This is a genomic window from Nonomuraea insulae (assembly GCF_042656245.1).
Window position 1 is genome coordinate 65342 of sequence record NZ_JBHSPA010000001.1, and the last position, 17127, is coordinate 82468.

A 17127-nucleotide genomic window follows, 5' to 3' on the forward strand; every position below is an offset into this window, starting at 1 on the left:
CGCATTCGCGAGGGGAGACGATTCGCGTGAGCAAGGTCGTGCGTTACACCACGAACGACGGGGCCGAGTTGCTGGTGGAGGTCGAGGACGACGCCTACGGCACCGCCAGGATCTCGCGCGGCGACGGCATCATCGACGCGGGCAAGCACCTGGAGGAGGTGCTGGAGAAGACGCTGACCACGGTGAAGCCGGTGGTGGACGCCGTGCGGAAGCTCGCGCCCGACGCGCACGAGATCGAGTTCGGGCTCAAGCTCAACGCGGAGGCCGGCGTCCTGGTGGCCAAGACGGCGATGGAGGGTCACTTCACGGTGAAGCTCACCTGGAACAAGGGCCCGTGACCCGCGACCCCGATCGGCCGCCCTGGCTGGTACGCGTACGCGCGGCCCCAGGCACCCCCGGCGTCGAGATCGGCGCCGGCCTGCTCGCCGCCGGGCGGCACGTGATCACCTGCGCCCACGTGCTCGTCCTCGACCATCCGGGGGACGCGCCCCTGCCGGGCACGCCCCCGGACGTGCCGGTGGACGTGAGCTTCCAGTTCTGCGGCAACGAGCCGATCCCCGCCGTCGTGGCCCCGGGCGGCTGGTTCCCAGAACCGGACATCGCCGTGCTCGAACTGCTCCAGGACCCGCCGCAGGACGCCGCCCCCGCCCCCCTGTGCACGGCGGCGGGGACGAGGGGGCACGACATCACCGTCCACGGATACCCGAGGGGATTCGACCACGACGCCGTGCCGTCCACGGGCTTCGTCCAGGCCGTGGCGGGTCAGGGCTGGTTGTCCCTGGTCTCCAAGGAGGGCATCAACCTGGAGGCGGGCTTCTCTGGCGCGCCGGTGTACGACAACGCGCTCGACGGCGTCATCGGCATGGTCGTCAGGCGGGTGGAACCACGTAAGACGGAGGATCCCCGCACCGGGTTCGCCATCACGGCCGACGACCTCGTGGGGTTCCGGCCCGAGCTGGCGGGCGGGTTGCGCAGGCCGTTCACCAAGCAGGAGCGGGCCCGCGTGGAGGAGCTGACCACGCTCCCGCTGAGCCAGGACGGCGAACTGCTCAGGGTGCGCGACGCCGACATGTACCACCTCGGGGTCACCGTCGCCCGCGGGAACGCCCAGGACTCGCCCGTTTACGTGCCCCGCAGGAAGGTCGACGAGGACCTGGCGGCGGCGCTGGCGCGCTCGTTCCTGGTGGCCATGGGACCTTCGGCGGCGGGCAAGTCCCGCTCGCTGATCGAGCTGCTGCGGCGGGAGCGGCCGGACGCCGCGATCATCGTCCCGCGGGCCGGCCTCAGCACGGTCGACAAGCTCTCCCAGATGGCGCTGCCGCTGCCGCCGCAGGGGGCGGTGTTGTGGCTGGAGAACCTGAACGAGTTCCTCAGCGCCCAGAGCCTCGACACCGGCAGCCTCCAGCGGCTCGCCAGGCACGACCCGCCCATCACGGTGGTCGCGACCATGATGGGGACCGCGTACAAGGAGCTCGTCGCCGAGAACACCCTCATCGCCAAGACGACGGAGGCGGTGCTGAAGGGGGCGGCGATGGTGGAGATCCCCGCCGCGCTCGCCGCGGAGGACCGCAGGAAGGCCGCCGAGCTCTACCCGGACGACGACTTCAGCGACAGAGGCGTGGGCGAGGTGCTGGTGGGGGCCAGGCAGCTCGAAGTGCACTACAAGTACGCGGACTCCAAGGAGGGCTGGGCCGTCCTGCAGGCGGCACTCGACTGGGTCAGGACCGGCGTGCGGACGCCGATCGACGAGCCGGCGCTGCGTGAGTTGTCGGCCGTGCACCTCGCGGGCGAGCTGCCCAACGCCGACCCCGACGCCGCGTTCGCCACCGGGCTCGCCTGGGCGCTGGGCAAGCTGGAGGGCAACGTCTACCCGATGGTGCGGGTGCGGGAGCCGGGCGGGTGGGCGTACCGGCCGCACAACTACCTCGTCGCGCTGGCCTCCGGTGACCGTGACGTGGTGGCCGTGCGTCCCGTTCCCGAGGCCGTCTGGGACCTGGCCGTGGCGGGAGCGCCGGACGGGGACCTGCTGGCGCTGACGTACACGGCGTTCGTCCAGGGGCTGGCGGGCGTGGTCAGGAAGGCGGCGGCCAGGGCACGGGGGCTGGAGGGCGAGCCGGAGATCCGCGCGTGGGCGACCGTGCTGCTCGGCGCGGTGGAGGGGCTGCAGAACAACTTCGACTCGGCGCGTGCGCTGCTGGAGGAGGCGCAGGTCTCGGGGATCGCCGAGGTGATGACGCTGGCCACGTACGAGCTGGGGCCGCTGCTGCTCAACATCGGCGACATGACCAGGGCCGCCGAGGTGCTCGAACCGCTCTTCGACGACCCCGACGAGCCCCCAGGGCTGCTGGCCGAGGTCCAGCTCGCCATGGTGCGCATCAGGCAGGGGCTCCAGGACGAGGCGATCGAGCTGCTCACCGAGGCGGCCGCGGCGCAACCGGGCGAGACCGAGATCCGCAAGTCCGCCGTCGAGCGGGGCGGACCGGGGAACGAGCGGGAGCGCAGGTTCCGGCGGAGCACCGCCAGGCGGCCCGACGGCGGGCTGCTCGCGGGGGAACGCCAGGAGATGTTCCAGACCCTGCAGAGCGCGGGGGAGTCGGTGGCGCCGCTGCTCGCGCGTACGCTGCTCAGCGGCCTGCTCGTCGGCAGGGGCGAGATGACCAGGGCCCGCGAACTGCTCGAATCGGTCGCGGAGTCCCAGGACGCGCGCGTCCTGCCGCTGGTGAACGCCGCCATGGGCGGGCTGGCCCTGATGGAGGAGGACTTCGAGGTCGCCAGGGACCTGCTCGGGCGGGCCGTCGAGTCCGGCCACCCGGGCGCGGCCCCGGCGGCCACGCTGGACCTGGCCGAGCTGGCCTACCGGGAGGGCGATGAGGAGACCACGCGGGAGCTCCTCGACGAGATGGTGGAGGAGGACCACCCCGACTTCGCCCCGCGGGCCGGCCGCCTCCTGGGCAACCTGCTGGCCTCCCAGGGGGACATCGCCGGGGCGGAGGCGGCGTACCTGCGGGCCATCGAGGCGCACAACTCCTACTGGTCGCCGATGGCCACGATCGAGCTGGCCATTCTCCTCGCCCAGCAGGACGCGGGCCAGGCGCCGCGATCTCGGACGTTGCTCGAAGAGGTGGTCGCCGAGGGGCACCCCGACCACGCGCCCCGCGCCGCCGACCTGCTCGGGGACCTGCTGGCGGGCCTGGGGGACACCGTTGGGGCGCAGGCGGCGTACCGGAACGCCATCGGGTCCGGCCACGACTACTGGGCGCCGATGGCCAAGCTGGACCTCGCCGCTCTGCTCGGGCAGCTCGACGAGCGGCCCATGGCCGCCATCGAGACGCTGCTCGGCGAGGTGGCGGGGGCGCCGCACCCGGACCACGGCCCGCGCGCCGCCGAGATGCTCGGTGAGCTGATGGCCGAGACGGGGCGGCCCGGCGAGGCCGAGCGGCACTTCCAGGAGGCCATTGACCGCGAGCATCCCTACTGGTCGCCGCTCGCCCAGATCGGCCTGGCCGCCACGCGCACAGAACTCGGACGGCACGAGGACGTCCTGGACCTGCTCGAAGCCGCCGGCGGAGCCGCCGACGCGCAGATCTCCGCCGTCGCCCACCTGCGCCGCGCCGGCCTGCTCCTCGACGCGGGCCGCCCATCGGAGGCCGACGCCGACCTGAGCGCCGCCGCCCGGTCCACGCTCGTCGAGTTCGCCGCGCTGGCGCTGGTCGAGCAGGCCAAACTGGCGGTACGCGACGGCGACCTGGAACGTGCCGTGGCTCGCCTGGAGGACATGCGCGAAAGGCTGGAACCTCTCGGTACGCCGACGTCACGCACCCGGGAGCTGGCCCTGCCGGAGGGGACCGGGTTCGCCTACCTCCGGGCGTGCGACTTCCTGCACGACATGAACGAGCTCGACACGGCCCGCGAACTGCTGGAGGCCCTGCTCGACAGCCCGCTCGCGATCGGCTGGCCCGGGCTCGCCGCCGCCGCGCAGGCCCGGCTGGGGCGGGTCCGGTACATGGAGGGGTACTTCGAGCAGGCCCGGCGGTTGTTGTGGCAGGCGCTGGCCGGGGACGTGGCGTATGTCATGCCCATGGCCCGGGCCTATCTGGCCAGCCTGTTCATGAAGCAGGACAAGCTCAGTGCGGCCACGGAGATCATCGAACCGCTGGTGCGGGAGGGGGACGCCGAGTACCGGCCGTTCGCGATGGCGCTGCTGGGGCGGATCAAGGTGGTCCGTGGGGAGTTCGGGGAGGGGAGGGGGTTGCTGGAGCGGGCGCTGGAGGAGACGGTGGCGACGGGGGACGAGGACGCGGCCACCGAGATCCGCGACAGCCTCGCCGTCCTCTCCACCATCCACCCACCCACCCCGGACCCGGCCGCGGTTACCGTGCTCCCGGACGCCATGCTCCCCGCCGCCGAGCCACCTGCCGCCGAGCCGCCCTCCGCCAATCCCACCCTCCCCGCCCCATCCCAGCCGCCCATCCTCGCGCCACCCGCACCCGACTCCACCGGCGGTTCGGCCGGTCCAGGGGCCGTCACCGAAGCGGGCAGCGCCGTCCAACCGGAGGGCGCAGACACCGGGCCTCACATCCCCGGCCCGCGTGCCGCTGAACCGCGCGCCGCCGGGTCGTCTGGAGGGGGAGGTCTGCCACCGGGCGTCAAGTTGAGCCTCGGGGAGGTGGCCTCGGCCCAAGGCGCCGTCGAGGAGGCCACCTGGTGGTTCGGCGAGGTCATCGCCGGGGCCGACCCCACGGCACGTGCCCTGGCCCGCCTGGCCCTGGCCACCCTCCACTACGAGAACGGCGACCTCGACCAGGCCGCCGAACTGGCGCGATCCCTCGCCACGGAGTCCACCCGCGCCGCCACCCTGCTTGCGGAGATCGCCGACACCCGCACCTTCCACCTGCGCCCTACGAAGCCCCCACCACCCGGTACGCGGACAGAGGCGCCCGAGCCGTGAGCCGCCGGTACAACGTCGTCGGCCCCGGCCAGTTGTTCGTGACCCGGCCGTCCGCCGTCTTGTACCAGCTCTGGCACCCCCCGCCCCACACCATCCGCGACATCGCCGAGTCGAGCTGCCGCCGCCACGCCGCCATCACCTCGGGCCGCACCTCGATGGGCCCGTGCCCCGCCAGATAGGACAGGCACGACATGACGTGGTTCACCTGGCATTCGATCATGAAGACGATCGAGTTGTGCCCGAGGTTGGTGTTGGGCCCGTACAACATGAACAGGTTGGGGAATGCCGGGAGGGAAATGCCCAGATAAGCCTCAGCCCCGCCCTTCCACCGCTCCTCCAGCGACAGCCCGTCGCGCCCGACGACCTCCATCGGCGCGAGGAACTCGGTGCTCTTGAACCCGGTGGCGTAGACGATCGTGTCCACGTCGTACGAGCCGCCGGCGGTCTCGATGCCCTTGGGCGTGATCCGTACGATCCTGTCGGTGACGAGCGACACGTTGGGCCTGGTCAGCGCCGGATAGAAGGTGCTGTCGATGACGACCCGCTTGCAGCCTGGCGGGTAGTCGGGGGTGAGCCGGGCCCGCAGCTCGGGATCGGGCACCTGGTCGTGCAGGTGCCGCAGCGCCCGTTGCTTGAGTAGCCCCACGCTCCAGCCCTCGGCGAGCGCGGGGTAGAGGGTGCCCTCGGCGTAGCGGTAGATCCATTCGCGGTACGCCCGCTGCAGCCCCGGCACGAAGTGGAAGGCGAGCCTGGTCATCGGCCCGAACGCGGCGTCCGGCTTGGGGATCACCCAGTTGGGGGTGCGCTGGAAGAGACGCAGGTGCTCCACCCGCTCCGCGATCCGAGGCACGAACTGGGCCGCCGACGACCCGTTCCCGATCACCGCGACGCGCCTGCCGGTGAGGTCGTGGTCGTGGTTCCAGCGGGCCGAGTGAAAGGAAACCCCCTCGAATTCCGACATGCCCGGAATGTCCGGTAGCTGAGGGCGGTTGAGCTGTCCCACGCCCATGACGACGACGTCGAACGCCTCCGTACGGGGCTCCTCGCCACCGAGGCTGACCTGCCACTTCGAGCCGTCGAACGCGGCGCTCAGCACTTCCGTACGGAAGCGGATTTTTCGCCTGACGTCGTATTTATCGGCGCAATGCTCTAGGTAGCCGAGAATTTCGGGTTGCTCGGGGTAGCGGCGGGTCCAGCTCGTGTACTTCTCGAACGAGTACGAGTACAAATGCGAGGGAATATCGCACCCCGCCCCGGGATAACTGTTGTCGCGCCACGTGCCGCCGAGATCCCCGGCCTTCTCGAACACCGTGTACGACCGGATCCCCGCCCTTTCGAGCCGGATCGCCATGCACAGTCCGCCGAACCCCGCTCCGATGATCGCGACGCTTGGTGCCATGCCGTCCTCCGCACACCAGTCAGGATTCACTTACATTACGCCGAACCCCGTTCTGACGACACCCCTCCACGCCGCTGCCCGGTAGTCTGCGCAGGTGGCTGCTGTGACGTTGACAGACGTGATCGAGGTGCTGGAGGCGGCCTATCCGCCCGCCCGAGCCGAGTCCTGGGACGCGGTGGGGCTCGTCAGCGGAGACCCGGCCCAGGAGGTGCGGCGGGTGCTGCTCGCGGTCGACCCGGTCACCGCCGTGGCGCAGGAGGCCCTCGACTGGGGCGCCGACCTGATCGTCACCCACCACCCCCTCTATCTGCGCGGCACCACCACGGTGGCCACGACCACGCCGAAGGGCCGCCTCGTCCACGCCCTGATCAAGAACGACATCGCCCTCTACACCGCCCACACCAACGCCGACGTGGCCAATCCGGGCGTGTCCGACGCCCTGGCCAGAGCGGTGGGGCTGGTCGGCGACCTGGTGCCGCTCCAGCCCTTCCCCGACGACCCGTGGCGCGGCCTGGGCCGCATCGGGGAGGCGCCGGAGGGAACGACGCTGGGGGAGTTCGCGGCGGGGGCGGCCAAGGGGCTGCCGCGCACGTCGTGGGGGATCCGCGTGGCGGGCGACCTGTCCCGGCCGGTCAGGCGCGTGGCGGTCAGCGGGGGCGCGGGCGACTCCCTCCTCGGCGTGGCCGCCGCCGCCGGAGTCGACGTCTTCCTCACGGCGGACCTGCGGCACCACCCGGCCAGCGAGTTCGTGGAGTCGGGCGGGCCCGCGTTGATCGACGCCGCGCACTGGGCGACCGAGTGGCCCTGGCTCGACAGCGCGGCGTCGATCCTGCACGCGAGTGGCGTTACCGTTGAAACACGTGTCTCCGCCACGGTCACCGATGCTTGGACAAGAGGATATTGATCATGAAAGCAGCCCCTGAGACCCAGAAGCGACTGCTCGACCTGGCAGAGCTCGACTCCGTGATCGACCGGCTGGCCCATCGCCGCCGCACCCTTCCCGAGCTGGCCGAGATCGACGAGCGTTCCAAGACCTACGCCAGGCTCTCCACGCAGGTGATCGAGGCCGAGACCGAGTCGGGCGACCTGGCGCGCGAGCAGACCAAGGCCGAGAGCGACGTCGACGCCGTGCGCACGCGCGCCGACCGCGACCAGAAGCGCCTCGACTCCGGAGCCGTGACCTCGCCGCGCGACCTGGCGGGCCTGCAGTCCGAGATCGCCTCGCTGCACAAGCGCCAGGGCGATCTGGAGGAGATCGTGCTGGAGATCATGGAGCGCAGGGAGGCCGCCGACACCCAGGTCACCGACCTGGCGACGCGCCGCGACGAGATCCGCGCCGCCCTCTCCGTGGCCGAGGACCGCCGCGACGCCGCGTTCAACGAGATGGACAAGGAGTCGGGCGAGGCCCAGGGCCGCCGCACCGGCATCGTCGGCGAGATCCCCGCCGACCTGCTCGGGCTCTACGAGAAGCTCAGGGTGCAGTACGGCGTGGGCGCCGCCATCCTGCGCGGCGGCCGGTGCCAGGGCTGCAAGGTGGCCCTGTCCATCGCCGAGATGAACCGCATCAAGGCCGCTCCCCACGACGAGGTGCTCCGGTGTGAGGAGTGCCGGCGGATTCTCGTACGTACGTCAGAGTCCGGCCTGTGACCTCCTACGTCATCGAGGCGGACGGCGGCTCGCGCGGCAACCCCGGCCCGGCCGGCTACGGCGCGGTCGTCATGGACGCCTCCGACGGCCAGGTGCTGGCGGAGGCGGCCGAGGCGATCGGCGTCGCGACCAACAACGTCGCCGAATACCGTGGCCTGATCGCCGGTCTCAAAGCCGTGCTGGAGCTGGCCGGCGACGGGGCCGCGGTGGCCGTGCGGATGGACTCGAAGCTGGTCGTCGAGCAGATGGCGGGCCGCTGGAAGATCAAGAACGAGGGCCTGCGCCCGCTGGCCGCCGAGGCCGGCGGCCTGGTCAGGCGGCTGCGGGTGACGGAGTGGACCTGGATCCCCCGCGAACGCAACAAGCACGCCGACCGCCTGGCCAACGAGGCCATGGACGCCGCCGCCCAGGGTCTGACCTGGAAGGCGGGCGGCACCACGACGGGCGGCGAGCCTTCCGGCGGAGCTCCCACGGAAGCCGCCGGCAAAGGGACCACGAAGACCAAGGGGACCAAGGGCGGCGCCGGCGCTAAGGGGGCCACGGGCGGCGCCGGTGCCAAGGGGGCCGCTTCGGTCGGTGCCAAGGGGGCCGCTTCGGCCGGCTCCCGGAGCTCCCTGGCCGACCACCAGCAGACGGACCTCCTCGACGCGGGCGGCATTTCCGACCTGTCCGCCCCCACCGCCTCCGTCGCCGCCGCCCAGCAACGCGCCAAGGCCACGGGAACGGGCACCGGAACGGGCTGGGGTCCGCCCACCAGGGTCGCCACCTCACTCCTCCTGCTCAGGCACGGCGAGACCAACCTGTCCCTGGAACGCAGGTTCTCGGGCCGCGGCGACGCCGAGCTCACGGCCAACGGCCTGGCCCAGGCATCGGCGGCGGCCGAGAGGCTGTCGCGGGACCCGTACCGGCTGGATGCGATCGTCACCTCGCCGTTCAAGCGCGCCCGCCAGACCGCGGAGGCGGTCGCCCAGCGGACGGGGCTGGACGTGGAGGTGTACGAAGACCTCAGGGAGGCCGATTTCGGCGACTGGGAGGGCCACACGTTCACGGAGGTACAACGCCGCTGGCCCGCCGAACTGACCGCCTGGCTGGCCGATCCGGAGGTGGCCCCGCCGGGCGGCGAGAGCTTCGCCACGACCGCCCGCCGCGTGCAGTCAGCCAGGGAGTGGCTCGTGGAGCGCTACGAGGGCAGGACGGTGCTCGCGATCTCCCACGTGACACCCATCAAGCTGCTCCTCAGAGACGCCCTGACGGCGCCCCTGCAGTCCCTCTACCGCATGCACCTCGACCTGGCGTGCCTGTCGCTGATCGAGTACTACGCCGACGGCCCGGCCGTGGTGAAGTCCTTCAACGACACCGCGCATCTGCGCTGACCGAGGCCGCGCCGGGTGTCGCCGAAGCCACACCCGGCACGGCCGCCGTTCGCCACCGTCCCCCTCAGGCGATGACCGTGCCCATTCCAGCGAACCGATCTTGTCGTTGGGTTGGGAACGGCTTGAAATTTGATAACCTCCTCCAGACGAGTCGGCCGGGCGACCGCGTCGGGCCTCACCAGGCCCGCCGAGGAAGGTCCGGGCTCCACAGGGCAGGGTGGTCGGTAACGCCGACCCGGGGTGACCCGCGGGACAGTGCCACAGAAAGCAGACCGCCTCCCGGTTCAGGCCGGGAGGTAAGGGTGAAAGGGTGGTGTAAGAGACCACCAGCGCCCACGGTGACGTGGGCGGCTAGGTAAACCCCACCCGGAGCAAGGTCAAGAAGGGACGCTCTTCGGAGCGTTCCGCGCGCGACGTTCGAGGGCTGCCCGCCCGAGCCGCGCGGGTAGACTGCTCGAGACCGCCGGCAACGGCGGTCCTAGATGGATGGTCGCCCCTTCGCAAGAAGGACAGAACCCGGCCTACAGGCCGACTCGTCACTCTTTAGTTCTCTGACCTGGGGCGGACCAGGGCTAGAGCACGATCAAGGCACTCTCAGGGCACAACCAGAGATGAACCGAACGCTCTATCGAGCGCCCCTCTGGCCCGCGCAGAGGCTTCCGGAACGAGGTGGCCGTATAGGTCCACGGTGGTCGTGATCGACTCGTGTCCGAGCCACCTGGAGACTTCAGAGATCGGGACACCCTCAGCGAGCGCCGTACTGGCAAACCCATGACGCAGGTCGTGAAAGGTCGTGTCCGGGAGAAGGCCAGCGGCCTTGATCGCAGGTCTCCAGACGCGATCATTGAAGTAGTCGCGCCGGATCAGGTTGCCCCGCCGAGCAGTACGGAACAGCACGTCGAAGGGGTCGTACCTCGCGATGTGCTCCTTGAGAGCCTTATCGAGGAAGATCGGCATGGGGACCTCTCGAACTGACGCCGGACTCTTGGGCGTCCCAAGCATGGGCCGACTTTTGACAATGATCACCTGTTGATCGACCCGAATCATGCCCGAGTCGAAGTCGAGCCGATCTTTGGCCAACCCGAACGCTTCTCCTTGGCGCAACCCGGAACCCGCACCGAGCAAGACGAGGGCGGCGTACTCCGGAGGCATCGCCTTGAAGAGGGCTACGACCTGATCAGGTACCAGAAGCCGAATCACCGTCTTGCCAGCATGCGGCAACCGGATGTCCACGCATGGCGTCTTGCGGATCAGTTCGTCTCGTACGGCTCCGCGCATGATGCTTGCGAAGATCGTATAAATCGTCTCGATCGTTCGTGGCGCCAGCCCGTGAACCTGAAGATCCTTAATCCATGCCTGTACGGCGGTCGGCCGAATGCTCCCCACTCCGACATTGCCGAACGCTGGGTAGATGTGATTTTTGAGCACGCCCGCGTATCGCTCAGCCGTACTAGGCTTGTGCAGGCGAGATGCTATCCACGTCGGCGCGTAGTCGGTGAGCCGAGTCCGCCCCAAGCGGGGATCTATCCACTCTCCACGGGACTCATCAGCTTTGCGCGTGGCCTCGAAGCGGTCAGCGTCGGCCCGCTTGATGAAGCTCCGCTTCCGTTGTTTGCCGTTGCTGTCCCGGTAACGAACTTGCCAGCGATCGCCAACGCCATGCTCTGCCGTCGGCACCTTGCGATGTTCGGGACAGGTGGTCTCACCTGACTTGGGGTGCGCCTTGTGCCAGCGGTCATAGACACTCATGCCTGCTCACGCACCCAAGCCGCGACATCAGCAGGAAAGTAGCGCACGTGTCGGCCGACCCTGTGGCCCTTCGGCCCGTTGCCCTGATAACGCCACTGGTACAACGTCGCCGGAGGCACACCCAAGAAAAGGGCAGTGCGGTTCACGTCCCACAAGTTCTCAAGCTCCGTCGTGTTCATGTTGCCACCTCCCTACGATCCTGATCTTTTGCTGACACCGGTCACGTGATCGAGATCCACCTCCTTTCGGGCTGTGATACCTGGTGGCGCGTTCATAGTCGATGCGGCCAGCAGTGATTCCCCAGCCGTGTAGCCCTGGCCGGCAAAGCTCCAATGCGCGAGTACGAGCGTGCTTTCCTCACGTGGCGGCGTGCCCAGTTGCGTGCGGCGGTGTTCGGCGCGTTCGTCGCGGATGGCGCCCAGGGTGGTGGAGTAGGCGCGGGATCGGGTGGAGAAGTGGCCGCGGAAGCCGAGCATGTGAGCCCACTTGCGCAGCCGCAGTTCTTGCAGTTCCGGGTGTCTGGTCGGGTTGCCGAGCGCCCAGGCGGTGCGGATCAGGCGGGCGGCATGCTGGCTGGCGCCGTGGTCCTGGAGCCGTCCCAGCTCGTGCGGTTGGATGCGGCGATCCAGGGTGCCGGAGCTTTCGGCGCTTTTGGTGGCGTACTTGGCGATGTAGGCGGCGACGGCTTGTTCGGACAGGTGGCCGTCGAGGTCGCCGGTTTCGATCGGTTTGACGTCCACCTGACGGCCCCACACCAGCTCCTTGGTGGCCTGGCCGAGGTCTGGAGCTGTCAGCCGTACGGTTGCTGCCGTCGAGGTGATCGCCTCGCTCAGCAGGTCCAGCGTGGCCCAGGCGGGGGGTTCGACCACGTCGGCCGGATCGGTGGTGCGACCATCCAGCCGCACGACCGCGTGAAAGTGGACCACGCCGCGTGCCTGGTATTCGGCCACCTTGGCGAAGGACACTCGTACCGCCTTGTTGAATCCGTTCTGTGTTAGGCCGGAGGCGGCGGCCAGATGGCGGCGCAGGTAGGTGGTGAAGCGGCGCCATAGTTCGCCCGCGTGCGCGTTCCACAGCACGTGCCCGATGTAGTCGTAGCTGTCTGGGTCCAGCGGTTGCCCGAGGCGCGTGTCGTCGTCCTTGTGGCGCTCGAAGCAGGCCGGACCCGTGCGGCGGGGATGGCACACCCGCCGTACGCCGTCCTTGTCGGGGCCGCGGTGTACCGGCCCGAAGGAGGGCGCGGTCAAGGTGGTGAACACCCGGGGGTGGGCGCGCACGGTGGCCGGCACGCCCTTGGCTCCGCCGAGTAGCCCGGCCCGGATCAGGTGGAAGGTGTCACGCCGGTACAGCTCCGCGCAGGACGGGCAGCGGGAGGCGCGGCGGTTGCCGCACCGGATGAGGAGTTGGCCGTGTGGTTCCCGTTGGCTGCTGTAGTGGGAGACGACCTGTCCCGAGGTGGCGTCGAGGGTGACCGTCTCGCCGACCAGGCGCACCGGTTCGGTGCAGCCGCCCAGGCGGTGTACCTGTTCCAGCCATCGCGTCAGGTCTTTGCCGGAGCGGCGGGCCAGGTCACGAACGACTGGCCCGACCGCTTCAGCGAGCACGGTAGGCGCGCTCACTTTGCAACCCTCCTTACCTTGACGACTTCGACACGGGTTCGGCAGGCGTCGCACTGTCGCTCAGCCGGGAGTCGACGACCGCAGGCGATGAGCCGACGTTGATCGTTCGCCTGCACTTCGACCGGTTGCAGGCACGAGGCGCTCTCGGCCGCCAGGACGCGGCGATCGATGTTCCACGGGTTGCCGCCTACGCGCTCGGTGTAGGTTTCGGTAACCTCCACCCGGTACCGGCTCACCGCTGTGCCACCCCGGTTCCGCCACAGTCCTCGCACCACCGACGACCGTTTACCGACCGCGGATCGGAAGCTGAAGAGAGTTTCCAGCCCTCGCCCCAGCACTCACGACATTGACGTACAGTCCGTTTCCTTCTCATCGGCGTGCCTTCTCTACGACGCCGCCGGTACGGCCGCATCCCTCGCACGGCCGCCACCCTCTGATCGCGCGCAGGTCGAAGACGGAGCAGGAGATCCAACCCAGTCCGCCGCACTGCGTACAGTTGCTGGGCGTCACCGGCCGCCACACCAGGCGCAGAAGATCACCGTGTCGTAGTTGTCCATCTGGCAGCGGCTGCACCGCCACATGCGCGAGCTGTTTCGCGGCGCTATCGGGCCGCGCGTCCGGGTCACAGCCCGCCCCTGTCGATGTCCTCGATCGTGAGCCGACCCTTGCCGCGGCAGCGCGGACACTGGCGGGTTTCGACCTTGCCGCGTGACTTGCCCGAGCCGCCGCACCGCGTACAGCGCATGCTCGTGGGCTGGTTATGCTGCATACTGAAATCTCCTTTGCTCGATACCTGGGGTGAAGGACACGCGCCCCGCGGAACGGCGAGAGCGGCCAAGCTGAGCCGTTCCGTGGGCGCGCACCCGAACTTTCCTGCGACCTTGCCGCTTCTAAAAGTCGATGGCGGCGTTGATTTCATCTTTCGACGAGTTTCGGTAAAGAGCGTTGAGTACGGCGTGACATCGTTCCTTTTCGGTTCGAGTGCCGTACCTCAAGGCTTTGTCCATCTCCCGAACTGCGGTTCGGAGCTTTCTTACCTGAGTTTCTCGGACCATGTTCCTGCCCTTCGGCGTTTCGCTACGACAGATGTGCTTTGGTTTAGAATCTCACCCAGAACGAGTATCGGCAGTTTCTGCACCCTGCTTGCACGCCACTTTCACCGACGAACAGCTTGTCGAAATGCCTGAACCGAGTCTCGTAGCGGCAAGATGGGCATTGCACCCGCCTGTCATTGACTTGTGTAACCGTCATGAGCATCTCCGTTCAAGCTGCTCAGCAGATCGCATTTTGGGCATGCACTCGTTTTGACGTACAAGTAACTCCGGCATATGGAGCAGCGTGGCAACGGCCTGCACGCCGGCATCCTGGTTCTTCTCATCGGCTCGCGTCTCTCTCGTGGCCATCGATGCCGGTCCCGTTGCAGTCGCGGCACGTCTGGCTTTCCATGTCGATGCCGGTGCCGGTGCCGTTGCAGGTGCAGCAGGCGTACGACTGAACCGGGACAAAGCGCCTGTTCTTCATGGCTGTCTCACAGCTCCTCCCAGATGATGAAGCCGCAGTTGTTGCAGACTTCGACCATGTCTTTCTCGTACCACGTGCTGTTTTGCTGCCCGCAGTCAGGGCAACGCGCATTAGTCATCGAAGCTGTTCTTTCTATTTATCGGCGATTGGCTTTCCATGAGCCGCCCACGTTGGTGGTGGGCGGCCGGATGCAGAGTCATTCACCGAGACCGAAGAACGCCCGACCCTCCACACCATCTACAGAGCCGCCCGCGGGGCACGTATCCCTTCCCCATCTTCCATACGAAGTCCTCTTCGCGCCCATCCCCGCCACACTTGCGGCATTTCAACGGAGGAACGTTCTTCCTGAAACCCACCATGATTTCCTCCTTCCCCTGTTGACTGGCTTATCGAAGCGCCCGGCGTGTTACCGCGTGCCCTTGCCTGAGCATCTACCGCAGCGCACGAACAGCTTTCCGACCTCGTAACCACGCGTCCCCTGGCACCACGCGCATACTTTCTGCTTGCCGCCGCTCGACTCCTTACGGTTTTTGCCTCTCATGTCCATTTCCCCCCTAGGGCGCGGACTGACTTTGTCGCGAGAACTGGCCAGTTCCACCACAGGCCCAACACAGTCGGAAATGCTCCATCTTCCACCGGAACAGCCACCGCTTTCTGAGCACTGTGCGGCGGATCAGCTTGCTGCCCTCGCACACCAGGCACGCATTCTCCGTGTCCGGAAGTAAGGGCGTTCGCCTGTTCATTACGCCCGGCCCCGCCCTCGACAGGTCCGGCAGGTCTTACGAACGTCTCGGAAATTCAGCTTGCCTTTCCTGGTCTCCGATTCCATCTCCCCGACCTTGCCCGTCCCGCGACAAGTCCGGCACTGTCCGTTTCTCGCCATCGAACTGTCCCTTCTTTTCCAGCAGGCTCTTGCACGGTCATCCCAGAACCGCGCCGAAGAAGACCGCGAGTTGATTAGCGCCGTTCAGAATCCCGTCAAACACTCCGTTGACCGCGCCCGCTGCTTGAGCCGGACGAGTGAACAGGTAGAACACCACAAACCCGATGCCGACGTAGCTGATACAGCGTCGAAGTCGAAACATCACCTTCTCCCTTCCTGGCTATGGTGTGACGGCGCCGTAGTAGGTGGCGGCGGCCTCGACCTCGCGCATCCGTTCTTCGGTGATGGCGAGCACCTCATAGGTGATCGGCCCGAAATCGCGGACCGTCTTGTAATGCGTGCCGCCGCTTGCCGGAACCCCGAGCAGGTCGGCCACCCGATCCACCGTGGCGCGCTGCTCATCATCGCTACCCTCCGGGAACAACGTGATGTTCTCCCCGATAGTGGGCACCGGCACCTTCGGGTTGTCGGCCAGGAATTGCGCCAGGTGGCGCAGGCCCGCAATGAATTCGCAGCGCATCGTCGAATCTGTCGTCATCATGTCTGCTGTGTCTCCTTTCAGGAGATCGTGACTTTCCTGTACCGGGGATTGAATCCGGTTGACCCGCCTACGTGCCAGCGGAACGCAGGCGAGCCGACCCATTCACGCCCCGGGGTCTAGTAGTTGTAGGTGCCGTTGTCGATGCCGGTCTTGAGCTGCTCGAAATCCTTATCCGAGAGGTTGCGGGTTTCCGCGGCGAACTCGGCGAGCGTTTGCCCTGGCTTCTTGTCGAAGTACGTCTTCAAGCTGGAGACGCCTTTTCTTCCACTCATTTCGGTGCTCCTTTCGCTGTGGCCTTCCGTGAGCCGCCCACCCGGGGAAGAGATGGGCGGCCGGACGCAACGTCACGGCTCCAGATGAGCGATCAGGTTCGCGGCCAGTTCCGGCGCGATGTGCATGCGAGCCCGCAGCACCTCTGCCGTGATCGGCCGGTTATGCGCGGTGCGATGTTCACCCGCCAGGCGTTGCGCGTATGCCAGCAGCGCAGGCGGCGGCGAGGCTTGCTCGTGCTCGACAGCCGCAGGTGCCGCGTCCACGGCCTGCTCTCGCGCCGGGTGACTCGACTCCAACTCCGGTCGGCCGGCCGGTTGCTCGACGATGCGGTCTGCGTGTGCTCGCTCGGTCTGTCGAGGCACCTCGTTCTCGCCCGCGTCCGCCGACTCTTCCCAGACCAGACCCACCCGCTCGCGACTCTCGCGATCCTCGGTGTGGTGTCCCGCGCGGCGTTCGATCATCGACATGGCGATCAGGAACGCACTCGCAGGCGTGGCCGCCAGCACCCAGCCCCACGCCGAGCGCGGAGCCTCGGCCAGGTTCGCCGCCAGCGTCAACACGATCCCGCCCGCCAGCACCAGCGACGGCCACGACAACAACCCGTGACGGCGGCGCCCGGTGCGCTTGTCCCGCTGGATCTCCCGCGCGGCCATCACACACACCAGGTCAATGCAGACCGCCACCGCCCAGGACCGCCAACCGTGCTGCCCGTACTTCGCCGCCAGGGCCGAGATGTGGTCGAACGACCCCACCGCCGCGATCACCGCCAGCACTGTCACCGGCCCCGAATCGGCCAGCAGCGTCCGCAGTCGGCCTCTTGCACCCTGCGTCATGCCGCCGCCTCCTCGCTCTGATCGAAAAGGCGCGGTTGGTAGAGTCGCTGTCGTGCTCCGGTGAGTCGGGTCAGGACTTTGCCGTACCAGAGCAGGGCAGCCTTCGGGCAGTTCGCGCAGTTCTTGTGCTGCCCCACGCACTCCTCAAACCGTGGGTAGCCGCGGCGGCGTTCGCCCTCCGACCACGCTTGCGAGTCCGCCGAGTTCAGATCATCGCCATACAGGTCCAACCCGTCTGCTTTGACGCCGAAGCCGTGCTTGTTCCGCAGCCCTCGCTCCGCGGTCGCGTCCGAGATGCGGTGTAAAAGGGAACGAGCGTAGGTTGCCGTGCTGAACCGTCC

15 protein-coding genes and 1 other RNA gene are annotated in these 17127 nt (G+C 68.3%); 6 read left to right on the forward strand and 10 right to left on the reverse strand.

Annotated elements, in window-relative coordinates; genetic code table 11:
- Window positions 1-26 precede the first annotated feature (26 nt).
- Together ACFPZ3_RS00275 and ACFPZ3_RS00280 are read left to right on the forward strand one after the other, a co-directional pair.
- Window positions 27-338, forward strand: coding sequence for a CU044_2847 family protein (locus tag ACFPZ3_RS00275; RefSeq protein ID WP_379511836.1), 312 nt, complete (start codon window positions 27-29; stop codon window positions 336-338).
- Window positions 335-4948: a trypsin-like peptidase domain-containing protein gene (locus tag ACFPZ3_RS00280; RefSeq protein ID WP_379511837.1), complete on the forward strand. Its 4614-nt coding sequence runs from the start codon at window positions 335-337 to the stop codon at window positions 4946-4948. Before ACFPZ3_RS00275 ends, ACFPZ3_RS00280 begins: the two co-directional genes overlap by 4 nt.
- On the opposite strand, the gene ACFPZ3_RS00285 is transcribed toward ACFPZ3_RS00280, so the two are convergent.
- Complete coding sequence (locus ACFPZ3_RS00285) at window positions 4899-6347, reverse strand: flavin-containing monooxygenase (protein WP_379511838.1); 1449 nt, start codon at window positions 6345-6347, stop codon at window positions 4899-4901. The genes ACFPZ3_RS00280 and ACFPZ3_RS00285 overlap by 50 nt on opposite strands.
- A 103-nt stretch (window positions 6348-6450) precedes the next feature.
- Here ACFPZ3_RS00285 and ACFPZ3_RS00290 point away from each other — a divergent pair, with 103 nt between their 5' ends.
- From ACFPZ3_RS00290 to rnpB, 4 genes are all read left to right on the forward strand, one after another.
- Window positions 6451-7251 (forward strand): Nif3-like dinuclear metal center hexameric protein, encoded by an 801-nt coding sequence (locus ACFPZ3_RS00290; protein WP_379511839.1) that lies wholly within the window; start codon window positions 6451-6453, stop codon window positions 7249-7251.
- 2 nt (window positions 7252-7253) lie between these two features.
- Window positions 7254-7994 (forward strand): zinc ribbon domain-containing protein, encoded by a 741-nt coding sequence (locus ACFPZ3_RS00295; protein ID WP_379511840.1) that lies wholly within the window; start codon window positions 7254-7256, stop codon window positions 7992-7994.
- A complete protein-coding gene (locus ACFPZ3_RS00300) occupies window positions 7991-9367 on the forward strand; it encodes a bifunctional RNase H/acid phosphatase (protein ID WP_379511841.1) in 1377 nt (458 codons plus the stop codon). Before ACFPZ3_RS00295 ends, ACFPZ3_RS00300 begins: the two co-directional genes overlap by 4 nt.
- 147 nt (window positions 9368-9514) lie before the next feature.
- Window positions 9515-9907, forward strand: an RNA gene (gene rnpB, locus ACFPZ3_RS00305) — RNase P RNA component class A.
- A gap of 54 nt (window positions 9908-9961) precedes the next feature.
- On the opposite strand, the gene ACFPZ3_RS00310 is transcribed toward rnpB, so the two are convergent.
- The 9 genes from ACFPZ3_RS00310 to ACFPZ3_RS00350 all read right to left on the reverse strand — a co-directional run.
- A complete protein-coding gene (locus tag ACFPZ3_RS00310) occupies window positions 9962-11116 on the reverse strand; it encodes a tyrosine-type recombinase/integrase (RefSeq protein WP_379511842.1) in 1155 nt (384 codons plus the stop codon).
- A complete protein-coding gene (locus ACFPZ3_RS00315) occupies window positions 11113-11295 on the reverse strand; it encodes a helix-turn-helix transcriptional regulator (RefSeq protein ID WP_379511843.1) in 183 nt (60 codons plus the stop codon). Before ACFPZ3_RS00315 ends, ACFPZ3_RS00310 begins: the two co-directional genes overlap by 4 nt.
- 12 nt (window positions 11296-11307) lie before the next feature.
- Window positions 11308-12735, reverse strand: coding sequence for a replication initiator (locus tag ACFPZ3_RS00320; RefSeq protein WP_379511844.1), 1428 nt, complete (start codon window positions 12733-12735; stop codon window positions 11308-11310).
- A 622-nt stretch (window positions 12736-13357) separates the two neighbouring features.
- Complete coding sequence (locus ACFPZ3_RS00325; protein WP_379511845.1) at window positions 13358-13504, reverse strand: hypothetical protein; 147 nt, start codon at window positions 13502-13504, stop codon at window positions 13358-13360.
- A gap of 1672 nt (window positions 13505-15176) precedes the next feature.
- Window positions 15177-15341 carry a hypothetical protein gene (locus ACFPZ3_RS00330; protein ID WP_379511846.1) on the reverse strand — a complete coding sequence of 55 codons (165 nt, stop codon included), beginning with the start codon at window positions 15339-15341 and terminating at the stop codon, window positions 15177-15179.
- 18 nt (window positions 15342-15359) lie between these two features.
- The gene (locus tag ACFPZ3_RS00335) at window positions 15360-15680 is read right to left on the reverse strand and encodes a hypothetical protein (protein WP_379511847.1); all 321 of its coding nucleotides are present in this window, start codon (window positions 15678-15680) and stop codon (window positions 15360-15362) included.
- Between the two features lie 116 nt (window positions 15681-15796).
- On the reverse strand, window positions 15797-15952 hold the full coding sequence (locus tag ACFPZ3_RS00340) for a hypothetical protein (protein ID WP_379511848.1): 156 nt from the start codon (window positions 15950-15952) through the stop codon (window positions 15797-15799).
- Window positions 15953-16024: 72 nt separating this feature from the next.
- Complete coding sequence (locus ACFPZ3_RS00345; RefSeq protein WP_379511849.1) at window positions 16025-16732, reverse strand: DUF2637 domain-containing protein; 708 nt, start codon at window positions 16730-16732, stop codon at window positions 16025-16027.
- Window positions 16733-16782: 50 nt separating this feature from the next.
- Window positions 16783-17127 (reverse strand): deazapurine DNA modification protein DpdA family protein (locus tag ACFPZ3_RS00350; protein WP_379511850.1); only part of this gene is annotated, 345 nt, incomplete at its 5' end.